The following is a 16951-nucleotide window of genomic DNA, read 5'->3' as shown; positions in this document are numbered from 1 at the left end:
GCCGCCGCCGTCAGGGCCGCAGCCCGGTGCCCCCGCCGAGGGGAATGCGCACGGCCTTGCGCCCGCGCTGCTCCTTGATGTCGGCGATGTCGTCCAGCATCACCCTGAGCCGGTCGAGTGCCCGCACCTCCTCTGCCGAGAGCGGCACGACCGGGTGGAAATGGGTGACAAGCACCGCCAGCGCATCATTGATGCGGCCGATCTGGGTGCCGTAGCTGCCCACGTTGTCCAGCACCTGCTCCTCCACCTCCGGCGCCTTCGAGGCGCCGAGGTTGATGTTGACGAAGCCGAGCTGGCTGCCCACCGCTGTCAGGTTGGAGGTGAGAAGGCGGAAGAATTGGGTCACGTCACCGGACAACGGCAGCTTGAACGTCGCCATCTGTACCCCCCGACATCTGAGCGTCTTCCGCTCGCATCGGCTCGCGGTAATCGCTCGAGGTTATTGAGACGACGCATTTTCTTCACGCGAACCGGCATCCGCTTCGCTTGAAAATGTTCGAAGCCCCCGAGTGTCTCAGATGCCCCGGCGAACGCAACCTGGGAGCGACTCCCCCGATCCGCGCGCCGCCGGGACCAAAGAAAAAGGGCGGCCGAAGCCGCCCCAATCCATCATGCCGTATCGATCCGCCGGGCTGCTCAGGCCTTCACCAGCGGCTGCTTGGGGCCCGACTTCGGCCCTGTCCTGGGGCCAGACTTCGGGCCGGCCTTGGTTCCGGCCTTGCCGGCCTTGGCCGCGGCCGCGGGCTTGCGGCGAGCGGCGCGCTTGGGCGCGGCCTCGGCGATCTTCTCCGGCTTGGGCGTGACCGGCCCTTCCGGGAACTGGAAGCCGAGCTTGGAATCCCGGCCTTCGCCTTCCACCACCACGCGCACATGGCCGCCGTGCTTCAGCGCGCCGAACAGGACCATGTCGGCGAGCGGGGTCTTGATGTGCTCCTGGATGACGCGCGCCATGGGGCGGGCACCCATCTGCTCGTCGTAGCCGCGCTCCACCAGCCACCGGCTCGCCGCGTCGGAGAGCTCGATGGTGACGTTGCGATCCGCGAGCTGGGCCTCCAGCTGCAGCACGAACTTCTCCACCACCTGGCCGATGATCTCCGTGGAGAGGTGGGCGAAGGGGATCACCGCATCGAGCCGGTTGCGGAACTCCGGCGCGAAGGTGCGGTTGATGGCCTCCGAATCGTCCCCCTCCCGCTTGGTGCGGGTGAAGCCATAGGCCGGCTTCGACAGGTCCGCCGCGCCCGCGTTCGTGGTCATGATGAGGATCACGTTGCGGAAGTCGATCTGCTTGCCGTTGTGGTCGGTCAGCTTCCCGTGGTCCATCACCTGCAGGAGGATGTTGAAGAGGTCCGGGTGGGCCTTCTCGATCTCGTCCAGCAGCAGCACGCAGTGCGGGCTCTGGTCCACGCCATCGGTCAGCAGGCCGCCCTGATCGAAGCCCACGTAGCCGGGAGGCGCGCCGATGAGGCGGCTGACCGTGTGGCGCTCCATGTACTCCGACATGTCGAAGCGCAGCAGCGGCACGCCCAGCGTGGAGGCGAGCTGCTTGGCCACTTCCGTCTTGCCGACGCCGGTGGGGCCGGAGAACAGATAGTTGCCGATGGGCTTCTCCGGCTCGCGCAGGCCGGCGCGGGCGAGCTTGATGGAGGCGGAAAGCGCCTCGATCGCCTTGTCCTGGCCATAGACCACGCGCTTGAGGGTGGCCTCAAGGTTGGCGAGCACCTCGGCATCGTCCTTGGAGACGGACTTGGGCGGAATGCGCGCCATGGTCGCGATGGTGGCCTCGATCTCCTTGAGGCCGATGGTCTTCTTGCGCTTGGCCTCGGGCACCAGCATCTGCGCCGCGCCGCTCTCGTCGATCACGTCGATGGCCTTGTCGGGCAGCTTGCGATCATGGATATAGCGGGCGGAAAGCTCCACCGCGGCCTTGATGGCCTCGTTGGTGTAGCGCAGCTTGTGATAATCCTCGAAGCAGGGCTTCAGCCCCTTCAGGATCTCGATGGCGTCGGCCACGGAGGGCTCGGCCACGTCGATCTTCTGGAAGCGGCGCACCAGGGCGCGGTCCTTCTCGAAATACTGGCGGTATTCCTTGTAGGTGGTCGAGCCCATGCAGCGCAGGCTGCCCGAGGCGAGCGCCGGCTTCAGCAGGTTGGAGGCGTCCATGGCCCCGCCCGAGGTCGCGCCGGCGCCGATGACCGTGTGGATCTCGTCGATGAACATGATCGCGTTGGGGTAGGCCTCGATCTCCTTGACCACCTGCTTGAGGCGCTCCTCGAAATCGCCGCGATAGCGGGTGCCGGCCAGCAGCGCGCCCATGTCGAGGGCGAACACGGTGGCGGTGGCGAGCACCTCCGGAACCGTGCCCTCATTGATACGCTTGGCGAGGCCCTCGGCGATGGCGGTCTTGCCGACGCCGGGATCGCCCACGAACAGCGGGTTGTTCTTCTGCCGGCGGCAGAGCACCTGGATGGTGCGCTGGATCTCCGCATCGCGGCCGATGAGCGGGTCGATCTTACCTTCGTGCGCCTTCTTGTTGAGGTTCACGCAATAGGCTTCGAGCGCGTCGGTCTTCTTCTGCTTGTCGTCGCCGGGCTTGGTCTCGGTCTCCTCCTCGGCGCCGCGCACGGGCCGGCTCTCGGACATGCCGGAGCGCTTGGCGATGCCGTGGGAGATGTAGTTGACCGCATCATACCGCGTCATGTCCTGCTCCTGCAGGAAATAGGCGGCATGGCTCTCGCGTTCGGCGAAGATGGCGACCAGCACGTTGGCGCCGGTCACTTCCTCCCGGCCTGAGGACTGCACGTGAATGACCGCGCGCTGGATGACGCGCTGGAAGCCGGCGGTGGGCTTGGAATCGTCCGAGCCCGACTGCACCAAATTCTCAAGTTCGGAATCAACATACTCGACAAGGCTGCGCCGCAGCTTGTCCATGTCGACGTTGCACGCCCGCATGACAGCGGCGGCGTCCTGGTCGTCGACGAGGGAGAGCAGCAAATGCTCCAGCGTGGCGTATTCGTGATGACGTTCGTTGGCGAGGGCCAGAGCGCGATGAAGCGACTGCTCGAGGCTGCGTGAAAATGTAGGCATCGACACCTCTTCCGCGCATCACCCGTCGATCTGCGGAAGGGCCGCAGACCTCGAAGGCATGTGCACCATTCACACAAACTTCGTACTGGATCCCCCGGTGCGCAAGTCCCCCCATGCGCCGCAACCATCACCGATTTGAAATCCGCCCGGTTAACCTCCCGCCCCAGCTTGATTTTCCCAAGCCCGTGCTTTCGCCGGACGCTATTTTTTTTCCATCACGCATTGGAGGGGGTGCTGGTGCTTGCGGGCGAAATCCATCACCTGCGTCACCTTCGTCTCGGCCACCTCGTAGGTGAACACCCCGCACTCGCCCACCCCGTGGTGGTGAACGTGCAGCATGATGCGGTTGGCCTCGTCGGTGTTCTTGTTGAAGAACCGCTGGAGCACGTGCACCACGAATTCCATGGGGGTGTAGTCGTCGTTCAGCAGCAGCACCCGGTAGAGGCTCGGCCGCTTGGTCTGCGGCCGCGTGCGACTGATGACCGCTGTGCCGCTGCCGTCGCGTCGGGTGGGGTCCGGATCCGTCATGAATGCCGGCGGTGGTGAAGCAAATCGTTCCTGCATCGTGTCCGTCGCGATCATATCCGTCGCGCCTTGTTTCACCGCGCCCTGGTGTTGCAGCGCCGGACGTTGCCGCGCCCCGTCGCGCCCCGAAAAAGGGGCTGTCCGCCGACGCGGGCTCGTCCGCTGCGCTGGCCCAGGCAGGCCAGCCTCGGCGCAAATCCGTGCGATCATAGAAAACCGGCCGGTTCAACGCCAGTCCGCCGGCACCCTCGGGCACGTGAACGCGCGCACGCGTGCCGCCGCCCCTTCGGGACGCCGGCGTCCCGAAGGGTATGTCGTCACGAAAAAGGCCCGACGCAAGGTCGGGCCTTTCGGACTTTCGTCCCTCAACGTCATGGGCAGATGGAACGTCGGGGCTGGAGGCCCGGACAGCCTCAGCGAGCAACCTTGCCGAAGGCGCTCTCGAACGGCTTGTAGGTCTCCTTGGCCAGCTCGGTGTACAGCTCGCCGAGCTTGGTGGCCTGGGCCACGGCGCCTTCGTAGGCGGACTTCAGGTAGGACTGCTGAATCTCGATGGCCTGATCGAGGCTCTTGGCGCCGAGCAGCTTCTCAAGCGCAGCGGTGCCCTGCTCGAAAGAGGTCTTGGTGTAGTCCGCCACTTCGACAGCGATCGCCTGGGCGCTCTTGGAGAGCAGGCTGAAGCTCTTGAGGGCGTTCTCGATGTTGTCCTTGCTGAGCTGCTGAAGCTCTTCCGTGCTCTGCACCATGGGAGTCCTCATTCCTCTAGCCGGCGGAGGCGCCGGATCTGCCATTTCCGGATGGGCGGGTTATTTGTCCCGCCCGATGAAATAATATGCAGCGCAACATGGGTGTCAAGGAAATTTGTGCACTGCACAACGGAGCCCCACGGCCATTCCCTCGCCGGATTCACGCCTTGGTAACCCCGACTTCTTAGGCTTCCTGCACGGTCGCATTTCCCCGCCGCCTTCGCCGCGAGACCGCCTTGCTGAAGGCAGAGACGCATGGCGTCGGCGCGGGGGTCCTGGCCAGCGCGACGACCGTTCAGACGGGGCACATGTTCATGCGTACAGCTTCCGCGAGCCTTTCGCTCCTGACCAAAGCCCTTGCCGTGGCAGTTCTTGCGGGGTTCGCCTTCTCGTCCACCGCGGCCGATGCAAGGCCGCGCAAGCACACGCAGGCGGAAAGCAGCAAGAATTCCGGCAAGTCGAAGAAGTCCTCCGCCCAGCGCCGCAACGCCAGCGCCACGCGCGTGACGCAGGACGACACCGGCCGCTGGCACTATGGCTCCTCTGCCATCGTGATGGACGCCAATACCGGCCGCGTGCTCTACGAGGACGATGCAGACGCCCTGCGACATCCTGCCTCGGTCACCAAGGTCATGACCCTCTACCTGCTGTTTGAGCAGCTCGAGGCCGGGCGCCTGAAGCTGAGCAGCGATCTTCCCGTCTCCGCCAAGGCAGCCTCGCAGTCCCCCACCAAGCTCGGCCTGCGCGCGGGCTCCACCCTGGAGGTGGAGGATGCCATCAAGGGCATCGTCACCCGCTCCGCCAATGACGCGGCGGTGGTGATCGCCGAGGCCCTCGGCGGCACCGAGAGCGACTTCGCGGAGCTGATGACCCAGAAGGCCCGCGCGCTCGGCATGACGCGCACCACCTTCCGCAACGCCTCCGGCCTGCCCAATCCGGGGCAGGTGACCACCGCCCGTGATCTCTCCATCCTCGGGCGCGCCATCCAGGACCGCTTCCCCAAGGAATATCGCTACTTCGCCACCCGCACCTTCTATTATCGCGGCGAGGCCATCGGCAATCACAACCGGCTCGTGGGCGCGGTGGAGGGCGTGGACGGCATCAAGACCGGCTACACCCAGGCCTCCGGCTTCAACCTGCTCACGTCCATGAAGCGCGATGATCGCTACCTCGTGGCCGTGGTGCTGGGCGGGCGCAGCGCCGGCTCGCGCGATGCGCGCATGCGCTCGCTGCTGGCCGACAATTATCCGCGCGCCTATGCCGGCGCCCGCACCGCGCCGAAGGTCACCGAGAACGGCGGCCTGTTCGCTTCCGCCGCGCCCGCGCCCCAGCCGGCCGAGCGCGAGCCCGCCCATGACGTCGCGCCGCTGCCAAAGCCGCAATATGCGATGATAGCGCCGGAACCTGCCACCACTGCCTCCATTCCCTCCCCCTCCGTAAAGAGCGGATCGGTGGAACCTATTCGCCCGGTGGCGGTGAAGACCGTGGCCATCCAGCGTCCGGTGGCGGCTTCCGCGGCGGCGCCTGCGGCCTCCGCGGCGGCCTCGGCCACCGCGGCGGCACGCGGCTTCAGCAATCCGGCCGGCGTGCTCGGCTACATGGAGCCCACCACCAGCGCCGCAGCAGCCGCCATTCCGGCCAACCCCGGCCGGGCCCGCCAGCAGGCGGCGCCGAAGCCCGAAGCGATCGCCGCCGCCTCGGCAGAGAAGGACAACAGCCGCTACGTGCCCCCCGCCCGCCCGACGTCTCTGGCCGAGCGCGCCGCCGCCGTCGCCGGCCAGGACACGCCGGCACGCCAGGAGGCGCCCTCCAGGCGCGTTGCCGCCGAGCAGCCGGTGCGCACCGCGTCCATTGCCCCGGTCGCCCTGCCTGAGCGCGCCGAGAAGCAGCCCAGCTCCTCGCGCAGTGGCTGGGGCATCCAGATCGGCGCCTTCGGCGCGGAGAGCGAGGCACGCGCCAAGCTCGACAGCGCCCAGAACAAGGCCCGCTCCGTGCTTGGCAATGCCGACCCGTACACCGAGAAGACCGTGAAGGGCTCGACCGCCCTCTACCGCGCCCGCTTCGCCGGCCTCGACGAGAAGAGCGCCAAGGCGGCCTGCCGTTTACTTCAGCGTAACGCGTTCCCCTGCATGACTATCAAGAACTGAGCACGTGCAGGAGAGTAGTTCAGCCATGTTTGCGCAGAATCAGATCCTTGGCTTGATTGATCTGCGCCGCCAGGTAGCCGGAACCGCCGGCGTCGGGGTGGAGCTTCTTCATCAAGGCCCGGTGGGCCGCGCGCACCTGCGTGGCGTCCGCGCCAGGCTGAAGCCCAAGGACCTGGTAGGCCTCCTCTTCGGTCATCGCCCGGCCGCCCGCAGCCGGGCCGCCGGGGCTCCCCCCTGCCGCATCGCCCTCAGCGTGTTCACGCCAGACGGGCGCCCGGCGGTCGAGATAAGCTTCGAGTAGGCTCAGAGACTGCGGGTCGCACATCGCCCGCAGCGCCAGGAGGGTCGGCACGTCGAGATCATCGAGGGCCGCGCCCGCGTGCGCCCCCGCGATCACCTGCCCCGAAAGAGCGCCGCTGGCGTGGTCCAGCTCCATCTCGAACAGGGCGGAGCGCACTTTCGAGGCCCGCGGCGCCGCCCGCTTCCTGAACAATCCGCCCAGCCAGCCGCCGACCCCGCCGGGGTCGAGCCGGCCGAGCAGGGCGAAGCCCACCACCGCCAGCGGCACCGCGGCGCCGATGCGCCCGAGCAGCAGCGCCCCCACCGCCCCGAGCATTGCCGCATAGGCAAGCCCGCGCATCAGCGCTTCGGCGAGAACCTTCGGGTCGGACCTCGTCCACACCTTGAGGCCGTAGAGGCCGATAGCCAGCAGCAGCGCGCCGGCGATGAGAGTGATCACACCTCGCTCCTCGTCACAGCCCAGCCGCCGGACACGGCCGGGCGCGATCCTCTTCGCCCGCAGGCGCCAGCCGGGGGCGAAGCGCCTGCACAGGCGAAGGCGACGCAATCCAGCACGCCGGCGCCGCCACCCCGGAGCATTAGCAGGCCCTGCCCGCGTGCGCGACGGGCTGCGCCTCAGCGCCCGCCCAGGGCCAGCAGGAGCTGGCGGGCACCGGCATCCCGGCGGGCCTCCAGCGCCGGACGCCAGCCGGCCGCATAGGCCGCCACCGCGGCCAGCAAAGCGCGCAGCTCGCCAGCAGAGCGCGCGTCGAAGCGGCAATAAGCGCCGCCGGTGATCCGCGCCAGGGCACGGAACGTGCGCTCCACCTCCGGATTCGCGCCCTCCTGGAACATGAACAGACGCACCCCGCGCAGCGCGAGCTGCCCCGCCGCCGCATGCAGGGCGTCCACATCCTCTTCCAGCGCGTCGCCCACGAACACGGCGGCGCGCAGGCCGCTGCGCTCCGCCTCCCGCTCCAGGTGGCCGAGCACGCGGTGGATCTGCGTGAGCCCGCCCTCGCACGAAATGCGCCCCATGAGCCGACGCAAGGTCTGCGCATCCCCCACGAAGGGCGAGGCGCGGCACTCCCCCATGCCGCGATAATAGACGATCTGCATCTCCAGCCCGCCATGAGCCGCCGCGGCGGCGAACATGTCGGCCTGGATCTCACATGCCAGCGACCAAGTGGGCTGGCGCGAGGCGGTGGCATCGAGCGCGAACGCGAGCCGCCCGCGCCCCTCCCCCGCCCGCGGTGGCGCCACGGTCCGCGCCGCCTGGAGAAAACTGGCGATATCGGCATCGCTGGACGGCCGCGCGGGAGGGGTGGTGCCGCTCGCGGACGCGAGGTCGCCTTTGATCTGGTCTTCGGAACGCGCCATGGGCCGCTTCAGGTTCGGGAACGTCGTCCGCCGTCGCTTGCAGGCGGCGGCGTTTTCTAAAGATAGGGTCGCTGGCGCGCGGGCCAAGGGGAAGCGCAAGGGCGAAGCGCAAGCGGGAAGCGCGAAAGGGGCCGGGGCGTCCCCTCCCCTTCCCGTCCGCGCTTCCCTCCTGCGGCCGCAGGTTCTAGGGTCCGCCCCGCGCGGAACCTGGGAGTCGCGGGAAAATGGCCAGCAAGCCTGTGGTGGTGGAAACGGTTCAGGAGCTGAGGGCGCTCACCGGCGCCTTCCGGGCGGAGGGCGCGCGCATCGCGCTGGTGCCCACCATGGGGGCGCTGCATTCGGGGCACATGGCCCTGGTGCGCCGCGCCCGCGAGGTGGCGCAGAAGGTGGTGGTCTCCATTTTCGTGAACCCCACCCAGTTCGGTCCCACCGAGGATTTCTCGCGCTATCCGCGGACCTTCGAGGCCGATCTGGAGAAGCTCGCCGCCGAGGGCGCCGACGCGGTCTACGCCCCCACGGCGGCGGAGATGTATCCGGAGGGCTTCGCCACCCGTATCACCATGACCGGTCCCGCGGAAGGGCTGGAGAGCGATTTCCGCCCGCAGTTCTTCGCCGGCGTCGCCACCGTGGTGGGCAAGCTCTTCATCCGCTGCGCGCCGGATTTCGCCGTCTTCGGCGAGAAGGACTACCAGCAGCTCAAGGTGGTGACCCGCCTCTCGCGGGACCTCGACCTCGGGGTCGAGATCGTGCCGGTCGCCACCACACGGGAGGCGGACGGCCTCGCCCTCTCCTCGCGCAACGCCTATCTCTCCCCCGAGGAGCGGTCCGTCGCCCCGGTGATCCATGCCGCGCTGAAGCACGCCGCGCTGAACATCCGCGGCGGCGCGGCGCCCGACGCAGCGGCGGCCAAGGCGGTGGAGACCATCTCCGCCAAGGGGCTGAAAGTGGATTATGTGGTGGCGCGCCACGCCGAGACGCTGGCACCGCTGACAGGCGCGCAGGGCGAGCCGGTCCGCCTGCTTGCCGCGGCGTGGCTCGGCAAGACCCGCCTCATCGACAACCTCCCCGCCTGACCCGGCCGAGGGGACACCGGCTCCGCGACGCGGAGCCGGCTTTTTCTGCGACAGCTGCCCTGCCTTGACGGCCCGGCGGCGATGCCCGCGCTCAGTGCAGGATCTGGCTGAGGAACAGCTTCGTCCGCTCGTGCTGCGGGTTGGCGAAGAAGGCGTTGGGCTCGTTCATCTCGACGATCTGGCCGGCATCCATGAAGATGACCCGGTTCGCCACCTGCCGGGCGAAGCCCATCTCGTGGGTCACGCACAGCATGGTCATGCCGTCCTGGGCAAGCTGCACCATGGTGTCGAGCACTTCCTTCACCATCTCCGGATCGAGCGCCGAGGTCGGCTCGTCGAACAGCATGATGCGCGGGCGCATGCACAGGGCGCGGGCGATGGCGACGCGCTGCTGCTGGCCGCCGGAAAGCTGGCCCGGATACTTGTGGGCCTGATGGGGGATCTTCACCTTCTCCAGGAAGTGCATGGCCACTTCCTCCGCCTCCTTCTTCGGCATCTTGCGCACCCACATGGGGGCGAGCGTGCAATTCTCCAGAATGGTGAGGTGCGGGAAAAGGTTGAAGTGCTGGAAGCACATGCCCACCTCGCGCCGCACTTCGTCGATGCGCTTCAGGTCGTCGGTCAGCTCGATGCCGTCGACGATGATGCGCCCCTTCTGGTGCTCCTCCAGCCGGTTGATGCAGCGGATGAGGGTGGACTTGCCGGAGCCGGACGGGCCGCAGATGACGAGCCGCTCGCCCCGCTCGACGGTGAGGTTCACGTCCCTGAGCACGTGGAACTCGCCGTACCATTTGTTCACGCCGACCATCTCGACGGCGAGCTTGGGGGCGCCCGCCTCGGTCGCGGCGATCATGGGATCGGTGGTCATGACCTTCAATCCTTTCAGTGGCGATGCGCGCGGTCGAGGCGCTTCTCCAGCGCCATCGAGTACCGGGACATGCCGAAGCAGAAGACAAAATAGATGATGCCGGCGAAGCCGAAGCCCGTGAACAGGGTGGTCGGCGTCGCCCAGTTGGGATCAGTGAAGGCCGCCCGCATGGCGCCGAGCAGATCGAAGATGGAGACGATCAGCACCAGCGTCGTGTCCTTGAACAGGCCGATGAAGTTGTTGACGATGCCGGGGATCACCAGTTTCAGCGCCTGCGGCAGCACCACGAGGCGCATCATGTGGCCGCCCGGCAGGCCGAGCGCCATGGCGCCCTCGTACTGCCCCTTGGGGATGGCCTGCAGGCCGCCGCGCACCACCTCCGCCATGTAGGCCGAGGCGAACAGGGCGACGCCCACCAGCGCCCGCAGCAGGCCGTCGATGGTGAGCTGCCCCGGCAGGAACAGGGGCAGCATGTAGGTGGCGAAGAACAGCACGGTGATGACCGGCACGCCGCGCCAGAACTCGATGAAGAGGATGGAGCAGATCTTCACCAGCGGCAGCTTGGAGCGCCGCCCCAGCGCCAGGACGATGCCGAACGGCAGCGACACGGTGATGCCGGACACCGCGATGACCAGCGTCACCAGCAGGCCGCCCCACAGGCGCGTTTCCACCGGCACGAGGCCGACGTTGAGGTCCACCGCCAGCAGCACCACGCCCAGCAGGGCGAGCAGGCCGAGCGTGGTCCGCGCGGCGCCGCGCCCCGTGCCCGGCCCGGCGACGAACCGCGCCACCCCCGCCGCGATGGCCGCCAGCAGCAGGCTCGACAGGATGAAATCCGCCCAGAAGGCGAGGGAGAGGCCGGCGACCATCGCATCGGCGGGGAACAGTCCGTCGAAGCCCAGGTAGCCAAGCAGGAAATGGCGCAGCGCGAAATTGCCGCCGGTGAGCAGCACGAACGCCACCACCGGGTAGACGCCGAAGAACAGGATGGCATTGAGCCGCTTGTAGGGCACCTTCTGGAACAGGAGCGGCAGCAGCAGCACCGCGCCGAGAGCGTAGACGACATTCACCCGCCAGCGCTCGTCCGCCGGGTAGAAGCCGTAGACGAGCTGGTTGATTTTGGCCCAGATGAAGGGCCAGCAGGCACCGACGGAATGGCCCACGTCCGCCGGCAGGCAGGCGTTGCGATTGGCGCCCGTCCACACGGCATCGACGAGGAAGAACTGCACCAGCGGCGGGATCACCGCATAGACCAGCCACAGGCCGAACAAGGTGAGCAGCACCTGCGGCACCGAGCCGAACAGGTGCGCGCGGACCCAGCGCAGGATGCCGCGGTCGGAAGCCGGCGGCGGCTCCGGCTCGCGGAAGGCGGTGGAGACGAAGGCGTGCGGGGAGAGGGCCTCACCGGCCGAGGTTTGAGTGGTCATGGCCTCACCGCTCCACCAGCGCCACGCGCTTGTTGTACCAGCCCATGATGAGCGAGGTGACGATCGAGATGACCAGGTAGACCGCCATGGTCATGGCGATGATCTCGATGGCCTGCCCGGTCTGGTTCAGCGTGGTTCCGGCGAACACGGCGAACAGGTCCGGATAGCCCACCGCCACGCCCAGCGAGGAGTTCTTGGTGAGGTTGAGGTATTGGCTCGTGAGCGGCGGCACGATCACGCGCATGGCCTGGGGGATCACCACCAGGCGCAGGGTCGGCCCCTGCCGCAGCCCAAGCGAATGGGCCGCCTCGGTCTGCCCCTTGGAGACCGCAAGGATGCCGGAGCGCACGATCTCGGCGATGAAGCCGGCGGTGTAGGTGGACAGCGCCAGCAGCAGCGCCACGAACTCGGGGATGACGCTGAGCCCGCCCACGAAGTTGAAGCCGCGCAGCTGCGGCTCCTCCAGGTGCAGGGGGAAGCCCGTGGCCGCCGCCGCCAGCGCCGGCAGCACGACGATGAGGCCGAGCGAGGTCCAGAACACGGGGAACTGCCGCCCGCTGGCTTCGCGCCGCTTGCGCGCCCAGCGCGCGACGAGGAAGCTCGCCGCCAGCGCGACCACGAAGGCGGCGAGGATGAGGCCCGACCCCTCGCCGAAGATGGGCCGCGGCAGGATCAGGCCGCGATTGTTGACGTACACGTCCGGCGCCCCGATGGCCTCGGCGAGGCCCGAGACCGGCGCCGCCAGCCCGCCGAGCCCGATGGCCGACAGGCCGGAGGCGAGCACCGAAAGGATCGGCTGCAGGCCGAGGCCCCAGCTCTGCCGGGGGCTGGGCAGGGCCGCCAGCACGGCAAGATACCAGAACATGATCTGGAACAGGGGCGGCAGGTTGCGCGTGACCTCTACATAAGCGGAGGCGAGCGCCTTGATGACCACGTTGCTGGACAGGCGGGCGATGCCCACCAGGAAGCCGATGACGGTGGCGAGGATGACGCCGAGGAAAGCCACCAGCAGCGTGTTGAGCAGGCCCACCAGGAAGGCCCGCCCATAGGTCATGTTCTCATTGTAGGGGATGAGCGCCTGGCTGATGGCGAAGCCCGCGCGGTCATCCAGGAAGCCGAAACCGGAGGCGATGCCGAGTCGGGAAAGGTTGGCCTCGGCATTGGCATAGAAGGACCAGACCAGCCACACGAGGGCGAGCCCGAGCGCAATCTGGATCACCGAGCTTCTCAGCTTCGGGTCCGTCCACGACCAGCGGCGCCCGCGCACGGCACCGGGGTCGGAAAGGCGAGCATCCGACATGAAACCCCTCGGAAGTGTGGAAGCCTCGTGGGCCTCCTTGTATTTTTGGTTTGGACGGAACGGGCCATGGCCCGTCCCGCGCGTCGTCGAGCTGGCGTCCCGCCGCTGCGCCCCGCAACGGCGCTGCGTGGTCAGCGCACCGGCATGCCGTATTGGACGCCGCCCTTGTTCCACAGGTTGTTCAGCCCACGCTCCAGGCCGAGGGGGGTCGCGGGGCCGAGGTTGCGGTCGTAGATCTCACCGTAATTGCCGGTGGCCTTCACGATCCGCACCACCCAGTCGGCAGTGAGGCCGATGCCCTCGCCGTACTTGCCGTCGGTGCCGAGCAGGCGCTTCACCTCGGGGTTGGGCGAGTTCAGCATCTCGTCCACGTTCTTCTGGTTCACGCCCAGCTCCTCGGCGTCGAGCAGCGCGAAGTAGGTCCACTTCACGAGGTCGAACCACTGGTCGTCGCCGTGGCGCACGAGCGGGCCGAGGGGCTCCTTGGAGATGGTCTCGGGCAGCACCACATGGTCAGCCGGGTTGGTGAGCTTGAGGCGCACCGCGGCAAGCTGCGAGCGATCGGAGGTGAACACGTCGCAGCGGCCGGACTCATAGGCCTTCACGGTCTCGTCAAGGGTGCCGAAGGCGATCACCTCGCGATACTTCAGGCTGTTGGCGCGGAACCAGTCGGAGACGTTGAGCTCATTGGAGGTGCCGGTCTGCACGCAGATGGAGGCGCCGTCGAGTTCCTTGGCGCCCTTCAGGCCCAGGGACTTGCGCACCAGGAAGCCCTGGCCGTCATAATAGGTGACGCCGGCGAAATTGAAGCCCAGCGTGGTGTCGCGCGACATGGTCCAGGTGGTGTTGCGCGAGAGCACGTCGATGGCGCCCGAGGTGAGCGCCGTGAAGCGATCCTTGGCCGAAAGGGGCGTGAACCTCACCTTGGCGGGATCATTGAAGATCGCAGCCGCGACAGCGCGGCAGAAATCCACGTCGAAGCCGCTCCACTCGTTCTTGTCGTTGGGCGAGGAGAAGCCCGGCAGGCCCTGGGACACGCCGCAGTTGAGCGCGCCCCGCGTCTTCACGTCGTCGAGGGTGCCGGCGTGGACGGCGCCGACCAGGGACAGGAAGCCGGCGGCTGCGATGAGGAAGCGTTTCACGGAAGGTTCCTTCTTTCGGATGACGTCCTCGCGGGCCCCGTGAAGTCTCGACGCAGCGCCCCGGGCCGTCTATCCCGCACATCTCAGACCGATGTTGCGGTACGGTCAATAGAGACTCAGAGGTTATGCGGCGGCGGAAATGGAGGCCGGCATGGCAACGACGAAAGACGACATCGAAAACACGGGCATGGCCGCCGCGACCCAGGTGGTGCACCTCGGGCGCGACCCGCGAAGGTTCGACGGCTTCGTGAACACCCCGGTGGTACGCGGTTCCACCGTCCTCTCTCCCACCTACGATGACCTCGTCCACCATCGCGGCCGCTACAGCTACGGTCGGCGCGGCAATCCCACCACCGAGGGACTGGAGACGGCGCTGAAGGTGCTTGAAGGGGGCGATGGCGTGGTGCTCACGCCCTCGGGCCTCTCCGCCGTGTCCATCGCGCTGCTCTCGGTGCTCGGCGCCGGCGACCACCTGCTGATGGTGGACACCGCCTATCGCCCCACACGCACCGTCTGCGACAGCGTGCTGGCGCGCATGGGGGTGGAGACCACCTATTACGATCCGCTGGCGGGTGCCGACATCGCGGGGCTCATCCGCGAGAACACCCGCGCCATCTTCCTCGAATCGCCGGGCTCCCAGAGCTTCGAGATGCAGGACGTGCCGGCCATCGCCGCGGTGGCGCGGGCGCGGGGCATCACCACCCTCATTGACAATACCTGGGCCACGCCCCTCTTCTTCCGGCCCCATGCGGTGGGGGTGGACATCTCCATCCAGGCCGGCACCAAATACATCGGCGGCCACGCGGACCTGAATCTCGGCACCATCTCCGCCATCGGCCCCGCCTGGAAGAAGGTCCTCGCCACCCACGGCAACATGGGCATCACCATCTCCCCGGACGACGCGGCCCTCGGCGCGCGCGGACTGCGGACGCTGGCGGTGCGCCTCGCCCAGCACCAGCGCTCGGGCATCGAGATGGCGCAATGGCTGCAGGACCGCCCCGAGGTCTCGCGCGTGCTGCACCCGGCGCTGCCGTCGGATCCCGGCCACGCCATCTGGAAACGTGACTTCTCCGGCGCCACCGGCCTGTTCAGCCTGATCCTGAAGGAGGTGCCCGAACCGGCGGTCGCCGCCTTCTTCAATGCCCTGAAGCTGTTCGGCATGGGCTATTCCTGGGGCGGCTACGAGAGCCTCGCCATCCCCTTCGACTGCCGCGACTACCGCACGGCCACCGACTGGGACGTGGAGGGGCCGGCGGTGCGCCTGCACATCGGCCTCGAGGACACCGCCGACCTGAAGGCGGACCTTGACCAGGCCTTCGCGGCCCTCGCTGCGGCCGCCGGCTGAGCATCCCCGCGGCGGTCCCGGCCGCGATCGTCCGGAGCCGGCGGGGCCCGCTCCCGCCGGTGTCGGCCTTCAGCACCGCCGGCCGCGAACCGCAGCACGCCTTCGCATGCGGGGCGCGCATCAGACCGAGCGGCGCGCGCCATCCCCCGCCCCGCCCGGCCTCAGGGGCAAAAACGGCGCAAGAACACGGAAACCTCCCATGATCGTCCGCGAGCGTCCGGGCCTCATCCGCCTGTTCCTCATCCTGAAGGGCTCGGTGCTCCAGCGCATCTTTCCCCAGGTGATGGTGGTGATGGCCCTCTCCGCGCTGGTGGTGCTTCTGCACGGGCGCCAGCCGGGCATGGTCCCCTCCTTCTCGGGGGCTCCGTTCGCGCTGCTGGGCATCGCGCTGTCGGTGTTCCTCGGCTTTTCCAACAACGCCTGCTACGACCGCTGGTGGGAGGCCCGCAAGGCGTGGGGCGTCCTCATCGCCGCCACCCGCGATCTTGCCCGCCGCACCCTGCTGCTGGAACGGCGTGGCGACGAAGGCCGCGCCGCGCGCCGGCGGCTGGTGGCGCTCGCCATCGCCTTCGCCCACGTGCTGGTGGCTCACCTGCGCCCCGGCGCGGCGGGCACGGACATCGCGCGCACCCTGCCGGCCGACCTCGCGGCCGCACACGCCGCCAGCCGCAACCCGCCCGCCCTGCTGCTCAGCACCATGGGCGAGACGCTCGCCGACCTGCGCGAAGCCGGCCGCATCAGCGACATCGAATACCGCGCGCTCGACGACATCCTCACCCGCATGGCGGACATGCTCACCGCCTGCGAGCGCATCAAGGGCACGCCGGTGCCGTTCGGCTACCTGCTGCTGCTGCACCGCACGGCCTATCTGTTCTGCTTCCTGCTGCCGTTCGGCTTCGCCGACGTGCTGGGCTGGGCGACGCCTTTGGCCACCGCCCTCGTGGCCTACACCTTCTTCGGCCTGGACGCGCTGGGCAACGAGCTGGAAGAGCCCTTCGGCACCCTGCCCAACGACCTGCCCATCGCCGCTTTGGCCGCCTCCATCGAGATCAGCCTGCGGGAGGCCATGGGCGAGGCGGGACTACCCCCGGCGCCGGAGCCGGTGGACCACATCCTGCTTTGACGGCATCGTCCCTTGGGCGGGCCGGAGGCGGCCCACGCCCACACACGGCTGGCGAAATGGCAGCAAGGCCGGCTCACTGGCCTTCGACATCGACCACGCCCTGGCGGGATCACCCCACCAGAAATACAAACGGCCGGAGGGCATCGCCCGCCGGCCGCATCCTAACGGCGGCTGCCCGCCTTCAGGTCACCGCCCGGTTGGCGCGGCGCTCGCGCAGGGCGAACTGAAGGTTCCGGATGTAGATGAAGGTGGAAAGCGCCTGCCCGGCGATGAACACCGGGTCACGCCGGTAGAGCGCATAGACCAGCAGCAGCGTGCCGCCGCCGAGGGAGAAGGTCCAGAAGGCGAACGGGATGACCGAGCGCTGCGCCTTCTCCGAGGCGATCCACTGCACCACGAAGCGCATGGTGAACATGATCTGCGCCACGAGGCCGAGCACCGTCCACCAGTCGAACTGGTCGATGAAGACCTCATGGAGATATTGGCCGACCGAGCCGAGATAATAGAGCATC

Annotated in this window: 15 protein-coding genes; 4 read left to right on the top strand and 11 right to left on the bottom strand. The window is 68.2% G+C overall.

Going from position 1 to position 16951, the window contains the following annotated elements; all coding sequences use genetic code 11:
* Window positions 1–10: 10 nt before the first annotated feature.
* The 4 genes from V5F61_RS18565 to V5F61_RS18550 form a co-directional block, all read right to left on the bottom strand.
* Entirely contained in the window at window positions 11–379 is a 369-nt protein-coding gene (locus V5F61_RS18565; protein ID WP_393990115.1) for a hypothetical protein, read from the bottom strand.
* Window positions 380–636: 257 nt separating this feature from the next.
* Window positions 637–3084, bottom strand: a complete 2448-nt coding sequence (gene clpA / locus V5F61_RS18560) for an ATP-dependent Clp protease ATP-binding subunit ClpA (protein WP_393990116.1) — start codon at window positions 3082–3084, stop codon at window positions 637–639.
* A 201-nt stretch (window positions 3085–3285) separates the two neighbouring features.
* Window positions 3286–3612, bottom strand: coding sequence for an ATP-dependent Clp protease adapter ClpS (clpS, locus tag V5F61_RS18555; protein ID WP_393990117.1), 327 nt, complete (start codon window positions 3610–3612; stop codon window positions 3286–3288).
* Window positions 3613–4022: 410 nt separating this feature from the next.
* Window positions 4023–4355: a phasin family protein gene (locus V5F61_RS18550; protein WP_393990118.1), complete on the bottom strand. Its 333-nt coding sequence runs from the start codon at window positions 4353–4355 to the stop codon at window positions 4023–4025.
* A gap of 314 nt (window positions 4356–4669) precedes the next feature.
* On the opposite strand from V5F61_RS18550, the gene V5F61_RS18545 reads away from it, so the two are divergent.
* Window positions 4670–6502, top strand: a complete 1833-nt coding sequence (locus tag V5F61_RS18545; protein ID WP_393990119.1) for a serine hydrolase — start codon at window positions 4670–4672, stop codon at window positions 6500–6502.
* Between the two features lie 19 nt (window positions 6503–6521).
* Here V5F61_RS18545 and V5F61_RS18540 read toward each other — a convergent pair whose 3' ends face one another.
* Both V5F61_RS18540 and V5F61_RS18535 read right to left on the bottom strand, forming a co-directional pair.
* Window positions 6522–7241 carry a DnaJ domain-containing protein gene (locus V5F61_RS18540; protein WP_393990120.1) on the bottom strand — a complete coding sequence of 240 codons (720 nt, stop codon included), beginning with the start codon at window positions 7239–7241 and terminating at the stop codon, window positions 6522–6524.
* A gap of 176 nt (window positions 7242–7417) precedes the next feature.
* On the bottom strand, window positions 7418–8161 hold the full coding sequence (locus V5F61_RS18535; protein WP_393990121.1) for a vWA domain-containing protein: 744 nt from the start codon (window positions 8159–8161) through the stop codon (window positions 7418–7420).
* Window positions 8162–8385: 224 nt separating this feature from the next.
* Here V5F61_RS18535 and panC point away from each other — a divergent pair, with 224 nt between their 5' ends.
* On the top strand, window positions 8386–9234 hold the full coding sequence (panC, locus tag V5F61_RS18530) for a pantoate--beta-alanine ligase (protein ID WP_393990122.1): 849 nt from the start codon (window positions 8386–8388) through the stop codon (window positions 9232–9234).
* 91 nt (window positions 9235–9325) lie between these two features.
* Here the strand turns inward: panC and V5F61_RS18525 are convergent, their stop codons facing one another.
* The 4 genes from V5F61_RS18525 to V5F61_RS18510 all read right to left on the bottom strand — a co-directional run bounded on the left by V5F61_RS18525 (window position 9326) and on the right by V5F61_RS18510 (window position 13971).
* On the bottom strand, window positions 9326–10087 hold the full coding sequence (locus V5F61_RS18525; RefSeq protein ID WP_393990153.1) for an amino acid ABC transporter ATP-binding protein: 762 nt from the start codon (window positions 10085–10087) through the stop codon (window positions 9326–9328).
* 29 nt (window positions 10088–10116) lie between these two features.
* Complete coding sequence (locus V5F61_RS18520; protein ID WP_393990123.1) at window positions 10117–11529, bottom strand: amino acid ABC transporter permease; 1413 nt, start codon at window positions 11527–11529, stop codon at window positions 10117–10119.
* 4 nt (window positions 11530–11533) lie between these two features.
* The gene (locus tag V5F61_RS18515) at window positions 11534–12829 is read right to left on the bottom strand and encodes an amino acid ABC transporter permease (protein WP_393990124.1); all 1296 of its coding nucleotides are present in this window, start codon (window positions 12827–12829) and stop codon (window positions 11534–11536) included.
* Window positions 12830–12960: 131 nt separating this feature from the next.
* Window positions 12961–13971 carry an amino acid ABC transporter substrate-binding protein gene (locus V5F61_RS18510; protein ID WP_393990125.1) on the bottom strand — a complete coding sequence of 337 codons (1011 nt, stop codon included), beginning with the start codon at window positions 13969–13971 and terminating at the stop codon, window positions 12961–12963.
* 151 nt (window positions 13972–14122) lie between these two features.
* Between V5F61_RS18510 and metC the strand changes: the two genes are divergently transcribed.
* Window positions 14123–15316, top strand: a complete 1194-nt coding sequence (metC, locus tag V5F61_RS18505) for a cystathionine beta-lyase (RefSeq protein WP_393990126.1) — start codon at window positions 14123–14125, stop codon at window positions 15314–15316.
* A 199-nt stretch (window positions 15317–15515) separates the two neighbouring features.
* Window positions 15516–16439, top strand: coding sequence for a bestrophin family protein (locus V5F61_RS18500; protein ID WP_393990127.1), 924 nt, complete (start codon window positions 15516–15518; stop codon window positions 16437–16439).
* A gap of 181 nt (window positions 16440–16620) precedes the next feature.
* Here the strand turns inward: V5F61_RS18500 and V5F61_RS18495 are convergent, their stop codons facing one another.
* Window positions 16621–16950, bottom strand: coding sequence for a lipid-A-disaccharide synthase N-terminal domain-containing protein (locus V5F61_RS18495; protein WP_393990128.1), 330 nt, complete (start codon window positions 16948–16950; stop codon window positions 16621–16623).
* Window position 16951: the final 1 nt, after the last annotated feature.

This window comes from Xanthobacter sediminis, assembly GCF_043195015.1.
Taxonomy (GTDB): Bacteria; Pseudomonadota; Alphaproteobacteria; order Rhizobiales; family Xanthobacteraceae; genus Xanthobacter.
Note: the sequence above shows the minus strand (reverse complement) of the source record. Positions and strands in the feature narration are given on the sequence as shown.

Excerpts from the sequence above, each read along its gene's own strand:
- V5F61_RS18565 (WP_393990115.1), bottom strand. The coding sequence starts at position 379 with ATGGCGACGTTCAAGCTGCCGTTGTCCGGTGACGTGACCCAATTCTTC.
- clpA (WP_393990116.1), bottom strand. The coding sequence starts at position 3,084 with ATGCCTACATTTTCACGCAGCCTCGAGCAGTCGCTTCATCGCGCTCTG.
- clpS (WP_393990117.1), bottom strand. The coding sequence starts at position 3,612 with ATGACGGATCCGGACCCCACCCGACGCGACGGCAGCGGCACAGCGGTC.
- V5F61_RS18550 (WP_393990118.1), bottom strand. The coding sequence starts at position 4,355 with ATGGTGCAGAGCACGGAAGAGCTTCAGCAGCTCAGCAAGGACAACATC.
- V5F61_RS18545 (WP_393990119.1), top strand. The coding sequence starts at position 4,670 with ATGCGTACAGCTTCCGCGAGCCTTTCGCTCCTGACCAAAGCCCTTGCC.
- V5F61_RS18535 (WP_393990121.1), bottom strand. The coding sequence starts at position 8,161 with ATGGCGCGTTCCGAAGACCAGATCAAAGGCGACCTCGCGTCCGCGAGC.
- panC (WP_393990122.1), top strand. The coding sequence starts at position 8,386 with ATGGCCAGCAAGCCTGTGGTGGTGGAAACGGTTCAGGAGCTGAGGGCG.
- V5F61_RS18525 (WP_393990153.1), bottom strand. The coding sequence starts at position 10,087 with ATGATCGCCGCGACCGAGGCGGGCGCCCCCAAGCTCGCCGTCGAGATG.
- V5F61_RS18520 (WP_393990123.1), bottom strand. The coding sequence starts at position 11,529 with ATGACCACTCAAACCTCGGCCGGTGAGGCCCTCTCCCCGCACGCCTTC.
- V5F61_RS18515 (WP_393990124.1), bottom strand. The coding sequence starts at position 12,829 with ATGTCGGATGCTCGCCTTTCCGACCCCGGTGCCGTGCGCGGGCGCCGC.
- metC (WP_393990126.1), top strand. The coding sequence starts at position 14,123 with ATGGCAACGACGAAAGACGACATCGAAAACACGGGCATGGCCGCCGCG.
- V5F61_RS18500 (WP_393990127.1), top strand. The coding sequence starts at position 15,516 with ATGATCGTCCGCGAGCGTCCGGGCCTCATCCGCCTGTTCCTCATCCTG.
- V5F61_RS18495 (WP_393990128.1), bottom strand. The coding sequence starts at position 16,950 with ATGCTCTATTATCTCGGCTCGGTCGGCCAATATCTCCATGAGGTCTTC.